Source organism: Glaciecola sp. HTCC2999, from assembly GCF_000155775.1.
Lineage (GTDB): Bacteria > Pseudomonadota > Gammaproteobacteria > Enterobacterales > Alteromonadaceae > Opacimonas.
Map to the genome: position 1 here is coordinate 53,991 of NZ_DS989812.1, position 13,897 is coordinate 67,887.

4 protein-coding genes are annotated in these 13,897 nt (G+C 40.0%); 3 read left to right on the top strand and 1 reads right to left on the bottom strand.

Features of this window, described 5'->3' with window-relative positions:
• Positions 1–106: 106 nt before the first annotated feature.
• Positions 107–10,906, top strand: a complete 10,800-nt coding sequence (locus tag G2999_RS06720) for a calcium-binding protein (RefSeq protein ID WP_010180019.1) — start codon at positions 107–109, stop codon at positions 10,904–10,906.
• 4 nt (positions 10,907–10,910) lie between these two features.
• Positions 10,911–11,957 (top strand): hypothetical protein, encoded by a 1,047-nt coding sequence (locus G2999_RS06725; protein WP_156780235.1) that lies wholly within the window; start codon positions 10,911–10,913, stop codon positions 11,955–11,957.
• Here G2999_RS06725 and G2999_RS06730 read toward each other — a convergent pair whose 3' ends face one another.
• Positions 11,958–12,776, bottom strand: a complete 819-nt coding sequence (locus tag G2999_RS06730; RefSeq protein WP_010180024.1) for an HAD family hydrolase — start codon at positions 12,774–12,776, stop codon at positions 11,958–11,960.
• 156 nt (positions 12,777–12,932) lie between these two features.
• On the opposite strand from G2999_RS06730, the gene G2999_RS06735 reads away from it, so the two are divergent.
• Entirely contained in the window at positions 12,933–13,709 is a 777-nt protein-coding gene (locus G2999_RS06735) for a peptidylprolyl isomerase (protein ID WP_010180025.1), read from the top strand.
• The last annotated feature ends 188 nt before the right edge of the window (positions 13,710–13,897 follow it).

The window sequence follows — 13,897 nt, forward strand, 5'->3', positions numbered from 1 at the left end:
GCATCCTTATCTCTAAGAAATATTCTTAGGAAACTTTCTTAGTGATAAACACTGATTTGATTGATATATTACATTATCAATATTGTTTTTAATTTTGGAAGTAATCGTGAGAATTATTCAAGCTGCATTAATAACGTTATTTGTGTCCTCTTGTGGAGGTGGTGGTTCCAATAATAACACCCCAACTAATCCACCGACTCCTACTCCTACAAATCAAGCGCCTACGATTACGCTTAATGAAGAATTCGAGCTATTTGAAGGGGAGTCGTTTTCAACTGACGTACTAGTCGCCGACGCTGATGGCGATAATATCACGGTGTCCTTATCAGGCGATGATGCTCAATTATTTACGCTCACTTCAAGCAATGTGTTGTCCTTAACTTCAGCTTTAGATTATGAATTATTAACACAAGATAATAATGATAACATTTTAGATATTGTTATTAGTGCATCTGATGGAACGGATACTACCAACCAACGTTTACAACTTATTATTAAAGATGCTTTAGAAGGGCGTATTATTGACGGGCCGGTCTCCGGAGCAAAAGTCTTTTTAGATATCAACAACAATTTAGCCTTAGATGATAATGAACCTTTTTTTGAATCCAACGCGGATGGTTACTTTAGTTTAAAACAAGCCGTGCCTTCGGGTGCTAAATTAGTGTCAGTAGGTGGAACGGATACAGTATCTAATAAAGTCCTTACCGATACGGTGTTTGCTTTTCCACTCAATGAACAAACAGCCTTTGCGAATGTCTCGCCGATATCGACGCTTGTCGCATTATCTTCACCAGAAACTGTTCAATCATTATTAGATAACGTAGGTGAAGGATTATCCGTTGCTGATTTACTTCAAACAGATACATGGGAAGATGCTGAAGACAACTCAGAAAAAGCTCAACAATCCCAAGTGTTAAATACCCAAATTATTTCTGTGATTAATACCGCTAAAGCCATCACCGGCCAAGATACTGCGGCTGTCCTAGTGTCTGTAGCTAATGTTATTACCCAATCTACTGATTTATCAGTCTTATCCAAGCTAAGCCAGCCAGAAACGATTGAAAATGTATTAACGTCAATTGTCACTGAATCATCCACTACCAATATTGATACGGATGTGATTAAAGCGATCGCACAAACAGTCGCGAGCACTAATGATGCTGTAGAGAAAAACCAAGATTTAATTACTACATCTGAGATTGTGCAAATTGTAGTTGTGGTACAAGAGTCATTACCTACACAAATTAAAAATGTCGTCTCAGGTGATATTTCGGTAGAAGAGTTTGAAGATGCATCAGAAACGATTAATCAGACGGTGGTGGTTGATTCTGATAACGATGGCATACCTAACTTTTCTGATGCGTTCCCCAATGATGCCACTGAATCAGTTGATACTGATTTAGATGGTATTGGTAACAATGCTGACACTGATGATGATGGCGATGGTGTATTAGATGCTAATGATGCTTTTCCGCTTGATGCGACTGAAACGTTAGATACAGACCAAGATACCATCGGAAATAATGTTGATAATGATGATGATAATGATGGAGTTTCAGATAATAATGATGCGTTCCCACTTGATGCGACAGAATCGGTTGATACTGATTTAGATGGTATTGGCAATAACACTGACAATGATGATGATGGAGACGGTGTTGACGACGCACTGGACGCGCTACCACTTGATGAGTCTGAAACACTAGACACCGACCAAGACGGCATAGGAAATAACACAGATACCGATGATGATGGTGATGGTGTAGCCGATGCAGATGATGCATTTCCATTAAACCCTTTGAGCAGTTTAGATACTGATCAAGATGGAATTGCAAATAATAATGACACTGATGATGATAATGATGGCGTATTAGATATTGATGACGCGTTTCCATTAGATACATTAGAGTCCCTGGATACTGACCAAGATGGTATTGGGAATAACAAAGATACTGATGACGATAATGATGGTGTATTAGATGCTGATGATTCGTTCCCATTAGATGCAACCGAATCGATGGATACTGATTTAGATGGTATTGGTAATAATAAAGACACGGATGATGATGGTGATGATGTATTAGATACAGACGATGCATTCCCATTAGATGCAACCGAATCAGTCGATACAGATGGTGATAAAATTGGTAACAACAAAGATACCGATGATGATGGTGATGGGGTAACCGATGATAAAGATGCTTTCCCTTTAGATCCTACTGAGACGCTTGATACTGACTTAGATGGTATTGGAAATAATAAAGACACGGATGATGATGGTGATGGTGTAGCTGACGATTTGGATTCAGAACCACTAGATCCTGATGTCTTTGCTAATGTTTTAGGTAGGGTTATTGATGGATACATAAAAGGTGCCCAAGTTTATTTAGACCTAAACTACAATGCCGTGTTAGATGACAATGAGCCAAATTCGGTGACTGTGGATGAAGGTTTATTCACATTTAATCTGACGGATGAGCAAGCTCAATGTCAGGCATTTGTTCCACTTCGTGTTAATGTTCCTTTAGGTGCTGTAGATGAAGATCTTGGTGAAGTTAAGCAAGCCTTTAAACTGGTGTTGCCACCTTCATTAGGTATTATCGATGTATCTGAACAGCTCAATGTCACACCTTTGACATCGGTTTTATGGACTGAGATAGAGAGTTTATTAGAAGAAGAACTAGGGACAGATCTATCTTGTGAATTGGTCCGCAGCAATCTCAATACGATTGAAAATATTGATCAAGCCATTGAAATCTCAATAGCTAACATAGTTAGACATTACAACATTCCGGCAAGCCAGATATTTAGCGATTTTATTGCCGATAATAATTCAGATATATCTGAAAAGGCGACTTTAATTGTTAAAGGGTTAAAGAAAAGTTTTGCAGAAACAGCAGCTTTACGTGAGCAATATCCAGAAGCCAGTTATGCTGAAGTCAATTATTATGTGTTCACTTCGATGGACGGTGATGATCTATACCCGAACGCTTGGTATCGAGACAAAGCATATAATGATGGCGATAAGACATTTGTTGAATTAATGAAAATCAGCGATGATTTAGAATCCGATATACGTCTTATCTATCAAGCTGAAAGAAACGGAAGTTTTAGTCAAAACGATCCAAGATTTGGTTATGGTCTCAATAAAGAAATTGAATCAAGAGGAGGCGATACGTCTCCATATCAATGTAATTATCAAGAACAAATAACCTATGCTGTTGGCAATGAGGAATATGAAGTAGTCAATCTGACTACTTATGATGGTTTATCAAATAATATTGAGGATTGTCAGTTTGCATCGTTTGAAGAATCTACGCAAACACGTTACGTTTTCTGGAACCAAAGAGAGTCAGAAAATGAAGGGCAAGGTGCTCAGTTTATGTTTGACTATGCGACTGCTAAACAACAATTGCCGGGGTGGACTGATTTTGCACAAACTATTAATTCATTAAATCCACAACAGTTAGTTGACTATGTTGATAGTTTACCTAAAACATTCTGCGAAACCGATATTGCGAATGCTTCCTATATCTCTAGAAGTCAAAACACAGTAGATGAGGATGGAACTCGAGTTGTTATCGACCGTGCTTCAGATAACTCATACACTGTTCGTCGAGAGTTTACGGATGGAACGACTTCTCAAGAAAGTTTTACTGAAGAAGAAAATCCTACAATAAATGGATGTACATTAATTGATACCGATCAAGATGGTGTTACCGATTATAACGATTTATTTCCTACTGATCCGAGTGAATCAGTTGATTTCGATTTAGACGGAATTGGGAATAATGCTGATTTAGATGATGACAACGATGGTGTTTTAGATGAAATCGATGCGTTCCCATTTAATGCTGCATTAACGATTACCATTTCTAATGGCTCAATTGGTGATTCTCTTATTGTAAGTGAAACTATAGATTTTGACCCATATGCAAACTGTGGTTTAGAAGTTACATTGGATGAATCTATTGATAGTGATTCTGATGGTATACCTGATGTGTATGACACTGCTCCCAATGATGCGTCTATCACAAAGGCAGCCAAATTTAACCTTGGTTGTGTGGCTAATGCCGGTATATCTGAGTCAATAAGCGAGGCAACTACTGGTGATATTGCATGGAAAAAAGCGAAAACTCCTCAGCCTTCTCATTTTGAGTTAATCATCCCAACGGCATTTGCACAAGACGCTTCGCTTTCGCTAGCAAATACGACCAATGTGAATAGTGTGGATGTAGATGGTGTGCCAGTTTCTGATGCTATTTTGTCTTCAGAGGGTTTCTTCGTAGCTGAAACAATTGCTACTCCAGATGGGAAGTACACATATTTAGTTACTTCACCACGGGTTCAACAGTCACTTTCAAATCTACCTGAAGAAACTTGTAATTTATACGTTGTTGAAAATGAGACTAACAATTTCACTTGTGCACTGGGGACTGATGCTCCAGAGCCTACGCCTGTTCAATTAATGTCAAGTTCACGTATATCATTCCAACTAAAAGGTATTCAGTTTAGATCTGATAATACTGCTATTTTTACCGGCAGTAATAATGGGCTTTATTTGCTCAGCCCTAGTTACGAAGTATCACAATTACCTAATGGTTCACCATTTGAGAGTAATTTTGATATTAATTTCGGTGGTGCCGGTTGGTTAGACGACGAACATGTTTATTATGTGGCTGGATATTATCATTTTGATTCTGGCTCTTATGTTGGACCGAACATTTCAGTGATAAATGTTTCCACTCAAGAAATTGTTTTTACTGGTACTGAATCCGACATTTTAAGTAACGCGGCAGGACAAGTATCACAGTTAGATGATGTTGTATTTGTCGGTCAACGGGCTATCCGATGGACTGGTTCTGAGTTTGTCGCGGCACCTGAGATGGAAGGTGGCGGTATTGAAACTATCGTCGATCCATTCAATAGAACATGGTCATACGTCGATTTCTATGAAGGCGACACACCTAAATTACTCACTAGTAATGATGGTCAATATCGTATAGAGATGTCCCAAGCCGCTAGAAATGGTTTTGACGATCAACCTTCAAGTGGCACGGGCAGTGGCATGGTATACCGTAACTTTGATTTTGCGGATAATTATGTGCTTCATAAATACGGAATGAATGCCAAAACACCAGTACAGACCGTTGCTGGCCAGCCTTATTCAGCGTCAACAGTATACTCGCTTGATAACGAACAAGGATACATTATCGTTGATAACCGTTTTTCGGTATGGGATTACATTCCTACGGCTAATACAACTGGAGATGTCACTGTTGAATACACTGCTTTAGTCGATGGGGTCGAGGAAGCACGCTCATTTGTCATTCCAGAAGAAGCCGTTGAGAATTATTTATCAGCAAATCCTGCTCCACTCAATCCTATTGACTATACCGATGATATAAGACAAGTCACAGATACAGGGCTTATTCGTCTGTATACTCCTGAGCCTCATCGTCTAGGATTTTGCTTATATGAATTAAATTCTCAGTCACAGCAGTGTGCGCTATTAGAAGACTATAACTCAACTTCTGTGCGCTTTGATTATTTACAGGGTAACCCTTATTTACCTCAAGATTATTATGAGTGTATTGACGGAAATTGCAGTTCTGGTATTCAAAATTTAGTCTTGTTAGGTGACGATATTTACGCTTATTTCCGTGATGATTCGGATGGACAATTTTATGCTGCAACTGCAAGTATTCAAGATTTTATGGTCAATGGTGAATCAGCGCTTGAGATTGAGGCTGTCACACATACCGCTGGTGAATCAGACATCATGGCCAGTGCCAATGCGCTTCGCGACCAAGTTACACTTCCTTATGAAGAGTTTGAGGTAGAAGTAACAGAAGCGTCAGTAACCATTACTTTTGATAATGCGTTAAACGCATATGCACAATTACCGCAGTTTTCTGTGAATAATAACGATGTGATTCTGGACAGTGTCGTTTGGAATGATGCGCGCACCTCGGTTGAGCTATTGTTTGATTTTTCTGCCTTAAACGACGAAGTAAGCATAGAATTGACACAAGATAATGTCTTTTTCTTAACGGATTCAACCACTCGATATAAGCTACCTGCAGTCACGTTCTCTGTTGGAGGGCAGTCAGCCACTCCTGTAGAGCCAACGTTTATTGAGGCACGTGAAATCAGTGTTGTAGCGGGTGACATCCAAGTACCATCCTTATTTGCATCTGTCGGTAATCGTTATAGTTTTGCGTTCGCTGCGATGGGAGATGCAGAAGAATTTGTAATTAATCCGCTAACAGGAGAGATCCGTTTCAAAAACACGTCTGTGTTTGTGGCCGATAATTCAGATGCAAACCAGTATCAAGTCCAAATTAATGTATATGACTTTAGTAATAATATTGTCGCGGAAGAAGTCTTTACTATTACAGTAAACGAACCTTCTACAGTCGTACTTGGAAAAATAGTAGATAGTTATGTGGCTGGCGCGACGGTATTCCAGGATATTAATAATAATGGCACCCTAGATCCGTCTGAGCCTCGCACAACGTCAGATATCAATGGTCAATTTGAACTGGCACTGGATTCCAATAGCCGCAATGCACGCGTTCGAGTGGTCAATAGTGGTTTTGATATTGGTGCAAATGAAGTATTGGGAGCAATGCTTGATGCTCCGCCAATCGTTGATGAGAATTTTGTACTTACACCGGTCTCAACATTAGTCGGTAGAATGCTAGGGCAGGATTATGGACTTTCAGTAGATGCTGCAAATCAAAGAGTAGCATCTCTTCTTAATCTCGACCTTGCTGATTTACCAAATGCCAGTTTACTTGGTGTAGATCCTATTGCTTTAATGCAAAGTGATGATGATTCTGATGTGCTCGCAGCGAAAGCGTACTTCCAGCAACAAATGTATTTAATGACGCTGGGTAATTTCACTGGCGCCTGGTTTGCTTATCAGCACTCTGCCGAGTTATCACAGTTGCAGTCTCAATACAGTGGTTTTAATCAAGCACCACTTGATTCAGACTATCTCTCTGCACTGGGGCATGAACAGTTCTTTGATACGCTATCTTCAGTTGTGACTAACACGCCTGAGTTGCCTAGTGGGTTTATTTTAGCTGAGCGTCCAGTTGAAGTGGTTGATTATATTGATGGCACCCAAAGCAATCGTCATTACTTATATCCATCGGTATCAGGTAATACACTGTCACTGGATCAACAAGCACCGGTGCTGGATTTAAGTAATTTACAAAATATTGTGAATACTGAGTCACAAGGTGTTGTGCCGTCATTTAATCTATTCTTAGATGCGATCCCTGAGGCGGGCGCGTCTGGATCACTTTCGGTAACGACCACTATTTTTGATGGTGAGAATGCACAGCGCGATGTTAATGAAAGAGCGATTACCGCGGAAGCAGTTTTTGAATGGGCGTCAGACGGTAATGAGATCACGTTAAAAGCACCAGTACAACAAGTACCGGTCGTCTTTATTGATAGTAGTGGTGTCGCGATTGAACGTGAGTTTGCGAATGAAACTGCTGATACGCTTAAATTCAGCGCGGCTGACGATGTGACACCTGCAAGTCTTCAGCTTAAATTAACTGCTTATATTTCTCAAAACCTGGCTAAAGTTGGTTTGAATCCAGAGCGTTATTTTGATGAAGGGAACTACTATCTCCAAATTACGTTATCCGATTCGCCTCTCATTGATAGTAATGAGACGGCTTTAACTTCAATAACTATGCCGTTCACACTATCAGATTCACATAATGTCAGTGCTTATGTTGATGATGCTAAAGTTTCTGAAAGTGACGCTTATGGGACATTGCGTTTATCACAAGGATTATCAAGTGCTACGTCGTTTACTTACACGATTAATCCTTTACCTGGTGATATGGGACGCTTTAGTCAGACATCGGGCGTGATCACTGTACCTGCGTTTACAACATCTACTCAGTTTAAATTGCCACTAGTAGATAACGAGGTGGTTGATAACACGACTTACTTCAGTATTTCTCTTGATTCGAATGCTGATGTTGAGTTAGTTAAGCGTAGTGCACGTTTTGAGTTGTTCGATATCGATGGGATATTAGATATTGAACAAAATGATCGTTTAGTACAAAGCTTAGTCAATCAATTAAAAGCAAAATCATCTGAGTCAGTCTTAACGATTCTAGATACATTAAATGGTCAATCTACATTTAGTGATGTCACAGGTTTTACAACGGAAGAGTATTTTGTAAATAACAGCAGTGATATTTACCAAAACAATGTTAAAGCAAGTGAGACGGTTATCAATCACTTTATGCGTGAGATAGCCGCTCGTATTAATGCAATCGACACATCTGGCTCAGAAATAAATAACTTTGCTACAGAGCTGACTATTTTGGTTACGGCTATTCGTTATGTGGATTTTGATGCGGTGTTAGCTGGTTTTACTGATGGTGAACTGGCGATATCTGACAGTGAATTAACAATGTTGATTGCTGACGGGATCGATACTGCAATATCTCTCGCTGCGCAGACGGTAACTGACCCATTTGGTTTAGAAACGACAGCTCAATTCCCGAATGCGGACATCGTGATACTCACTCAACAAGCTGATACCTTTGTCGGAACCGATGCCTCTGAACTCATTGCCACACGAAATGGTGTGGATGAAGTGGATGCCGGTGGCGCGAATGATAAAGTCATTGGTGGACGTGACATCGATACGCTGCGTGGAGGCGATGGGAATGATCATCTCTATGGCCAAGCTGCCAATGATCTTCTTTATGGCGATGCAGGGGATGATAAATTAGCCGGTGGTTTAGGTAATGACACCCTTGATGGTGGTGCTGGTGATGACCTGTTATTGGGTGAAGCCGGAGATGATTACTTCGTAACGGGTGCTGGTGATGATGAAGCTTATGGCAGTATTGGTAATGATACGTTTGAAGTAAATGGTCTTGGAAGCAAACTTATCGATGGCAGTTCAGGTGATGATAAGTTGCAGATCAATGTATCAGGGATCACTGATGTGACTGATTTGGTGACCTCTGCAGACGGTGACTATACGGTGTTAAGTCGTGCTGATGATAGTTTGGTGGTGCGCTTTAAGAACATTGAGCATTTTGAGATAGCGGGCGTGTCTTATGAGGCGATTAGCCAAGGATATAATGCAACCGACGCGGCGTATTATCAAAGTGTGGCACAACATACCCCACAAAGTTCTGATACTTTTGGGTTTAATAGTTCAATAACGAGTGCTTATGTATCTAGCGTCAGTAATGCTGTTGTACTGTATCCATTTTCTGATACTCAAGGTGCGAACTTTGATTTGTCATTGTTTAATAATTTTGATTCACAAATAAAAGACCTACTTGATTTAACTAATGATATAACGGTGACAGGTACTCAGTTAGACGACAGTGTTAATGCGTCAAGCTATATGAACTTGAGTGCTGATTTGACAATTAGTCTTGGAAGTGGCCAAGATTTAGTTAATTTATTAGGTGCTTATGGTGCCGATAGTGTCGATTTAGGTGCTGATGATGACTTCTTATATGTGATGTATGATGAAGGCATTGACTATTCCTCTGCTGGAATAGAGTTGATGGACTCAAATACAATGAATCGTAGTTATGAGTCGGATACTGCGTTAAATGGTGGTACAGGTATCGATTGGTTGATTTTCAGAGTGCCTAATGATGTCGTTTATGGTGTGGACTATGTTCTCAATAGCGCACCAACTTCAGGTTTTGAAAATATCCAAGGTACTAAGCAAGACGATGTACTCACTGGCGATGATACTGCGAACATTATTTACGCAGGCTTAGGCTCAGATGAAGTATATGGTCTTGCTGGTGATGATGTCATTTATGGTGCGTATGGCACGGCTAACTGGAGCTCAGACGATAATGATGGCGCGGATTTGTTATTTGGAGGTGCTGGTGATGATATCTTATACGGTAATGCAGGTGATGATGAATTAGACGGCGGTTTAGGCCAAGATATCTTATGGGGTGATGATGACAGTGCTAATAGCTACACGACCCCAGATATGACAGATGAAACTCAAACCGGTGGAACTGATCTATTTGTCACACGTTTAGTTTATGCAACTCAATGTCCGGAAAATGCTGATTTGATAATGGATTTTGAAGATGGTACCGATCAGCTTGGATTAGCTGGCGGGTTATTTAAATCTGAAATTTCGATTGAACAGGGGATTGGTAAATATTCTGACGATGTGTTTATTCTAATCAACGGCAAATACTTATTTGTTATCAAAGACATAGATGCTGAATTTATTAATGAATTTGATGTTATTGAATTTGAGTCGACACAACCTAACCCTATTGCCGAGTTATCTGATGATACATCTCAAGTATGCGAAGATTTATTTGAAGAAGAGCCTTCAAACAGTACTTTAACTTCTTACGATGTAACTAATATCGAACACAACTTATTGGAATATGACGTTGCGATGGGTTGGAACTTGTTTGGTGATAATGATGAATTTGGCCGAATGGGTGATGATTCTGGTTATCAGACAGCGTACTTTGAAGTTGAGGCTGGTGTATCTACTATTCCAAACTTTGGCTTTACGACTGACCCTGCCAATGGTGGTGATGGCAGTACAATAGACTTTTATGAGGCGAGCAATAACGGCGGCGAACTCATCTTCTCGATGAAGGTGTTGAGTGGCCTGGTACCTGACTTTGAAGTACGTTTTGAGTCATCAGATGGTCGTGTTGCGGTGCAAGGTTTTTCTGCTAATTTAGATGGGTTAGTGCCCAATTCAGATTGGCAGGAGTTTCGTTTTGATTTGGGTAATTTCATTGATATCGATAATAGCAACTTAGTACGTATAAGTATCGCACCAGATACATCGGTTGATGAGATGGTACAGTATCAGATAGCACAGTTACGCTTTACCTATGGTTTATAATTTAATGATCTCACATTCTAAAGTGACATTACTTGTATTTATGACTTGGTTTATTTCAATATATGTTCACTCAGCTGAACATAAAATTGATATAAAAATAGATCACTTTAGTAAAGGTTTAGATTTTGTAAACTATTTAGATAAAATTAATACATCTTCAATTCCGGAAGAATTATATCGAAATCAATTTGGCTACACTTACATTGGCTCATCTCATGAGTTTGGCGGAAGTATAAGTCATGAAGTCGGCAATATTTCGAGACCTGTAGAGCCATTATCGATTGAAAATACATTTACTCAATATGAACTTTATTTATCCAAATTCAATTGGGATCGGAAGCATCAATTTTCGTTAAATGTAGGCATTATTGAACAAGAAGAAATATCGCTAGACTGTGTACAGCGAGGGAATGTTCTATTAGGAGGGAGCTGTGATAATGCAGATTTTAGATTATTAGATGGTGATTTCTTAGAGCAAACGGGCAGCAGAAGATATCTGCCTGTTTTAGATTCTTCTGCTTCAGCTATATATGCTAAGTTGACTCACACCCTAAATTATTATACCAATGAATATAAGCATTCAATTAATACCGTACTGTCGATTCATCAAGTTGAACATCACACTGAGTCACCATTATTTGCTTTAACATCAGACTTTTTACTAGACAGTCAGCTACAAGGTCAGAGCTTAAGAAAGATTATTAGCGATTTACAAGCAGAGCTACCACAGCAAACTGCTTGGTATGATATTACTTTAGACATCAGTGTTGAGTCTGCTTACAAGGTAGGTGACGGAAGTATTTATGGACAAATCGGTCTACTCTATTCAGAGAAGTTAGACTATGAATCGGACCAACAGTACAAGCAAAACACATATATTAAATTAGGGTATCAAACTGAGCTTATCGAGAGATTATCAATCAACGTTTCAGGTATCGCCTACCAACATTACTTACAAGGCATTCAACCTATTTTATATACCCCAAAAACAGCCAAGTTTTTTGCTCATCCCTATGGAGAGTTGAGCATTGGAATGACTTACTACTTCTGATCACAAACCAAACCGCTCCCGCAAAAACTTCGCCACACCATCATCATGGTTATGGCCAATCACTTTGGTGGCCTTTTCTTTGATAAATGATTTGGCATTGTCTGGTGCGTAACACTCATCGGCAATCTCAAACATACTCAAATCGTTATCACTATCCCCAAAACACAGGACATTCGTTGCCCCTAATTCATCTCGTAATTTTTGCACTGCAGCCCCTTTATTAGCAAGGCAATGATGCACGTCCATCCAGCTATATTCTTTGCCTTCATGAGCTGGGCCCGAGTATGCAATAAGGTGAGGGTGGTGATTAAGCTGTTCCCACATCGTCTTAATATGGCTATTCTCACCAATCATACTAATATTGGTCACCGGCCTGTCATGGGCTAGGGCATCTAGTGGCATTAATGTGGCAGCTGAGCGAGCGAAGTATTTTGTGATCAGCTCCTCTTCTATCGCATGTTGCGGCGGGCTGTGATAAATCACATGGTAATGCGCTTCCACAGTATTCACAAACGGAGTGATGCCATGCGCTAGCGCCATCGCTAAGATCACATCAATCTCGTTTTCGGTGAGTAAGTTCTCAAACTCAACCCGTTGCTGTTTTGGATCCCATAATGTAACGCCGTTATTATAAATATGCGGTAACGATAAAAATTGCCCCTCCAAAATAGGGCGAGCAGATAACATGGTCCTGCCCGTCGCAACGGTATAGGCAATGCCGTTTGCGTCCATTTTCTGTAAAGTCTCGATGGTAAATGGCGATAACGAGGAGCTACCATCTAATAAAGTCCCGTCTAAATCAAAAAATACTAAATCCATAATTGTGCTTTTACTTGATGTGTTAATTACTTGTTGATACGTTCAAAATCCCAATTCAGCTTGCAATATATTGGATTAATTTTGGTTTGAGCTGTGCACTTAGCGGTAAGTTTAGGCTATAATTTTGGCATTATACTCATATTATTAAGGCGACTTATGTCCTCAAAGTTATTATTGATCCTCTGTATGGTGATGTCATGTCACGTTCAAGCCACTGTGGTAGAAGTTCGCACGTCTTTGGGAAATATCCAAATTAATCTGTTTGATGAAGTGACTCCGCAGAATGTGGATAATTTCTTAGGCTATGTAAATGCGGGTGCTTATCAAAATAATGTGGTGCATCGCAGTGTACCTGGGTTTATTGTCCAAATGGGTGGTTTTGAGTATGCCAACCGTTTCCCGCCTGAAGGAATTTCTACGGGTGCCGGAGTGACTAACGAACCTGAGCTTTCCAATCTGCGCGGCACGATTGCGATGGCAAAATTATCCGGTGAACCGAACAGTGCCACTTCTCAGTTTTTCATTAATGTAAGCAATAACGCCAGTAATTTAGATGTCCAAAACTCAGGCTTTACTGTGATTGGGCAAGTGATTGGTAATGGAATGGACGTTGCTGATGCAATCGCTGAACTACCACGCTTTAATTATGGCGGTGCCTTTACTGATTTACCATTGCGAGATTTTTCCGCTGCAGATGCGACCAATGGTGTTGAACCGACGGATGATAATTTAGTGGTGATCAGTGATATCGTGGTGATTGACGCAGCAGCGGTAACCAACCCTGATTTAGTGCCGGTAGCCAATACCTTGATTAATCCTTCAACGCCAGCGCCTTCATCACCTTCGGCTACACCAGGTGCTTCTAGTGGCGGAACGCTAACCCTTTGGTGTTTGATGTTAGTCGGTATCATTATTACACGACGAGTCCTTTAATTTTATAAATTGCGATAACCACCTAGGCTGGTTTTTCAGTGGTGAGATAGGTCAAGCGACACCTATGACACATAGAGTTGATGCATTGGCTCAAATCTGGTTAAGGATTATTGCCTACCGGAAGAAAATATTTTGCTTCTCGTCTTATGTGAATCAAAATTATTGGATACTGGATACTGGATACTGGA

Coding starts and splice junctions, on each gene's coding strand:
- G2999_RS06730 (WP_010180024.1), bottom strand. CDS start 12,776: ATGGATTTAGTATTTTTTGATTTAGACGGGACTTTATTAGATGGTAGC.
- G2999_RS06735 (WP_010180025.1), top strand. CDS start 12,933: ATGTCCTCAAAGTTATTATTGATCCTCTGTATGGTGATGTCATGTCAC.
- G2999_RS06725 (WP_156780235.1), top strand. CDS start 10,911: ATGATCTCACATTCTAAAGTGACATTACTTGTATTTATGACTTGGTTT.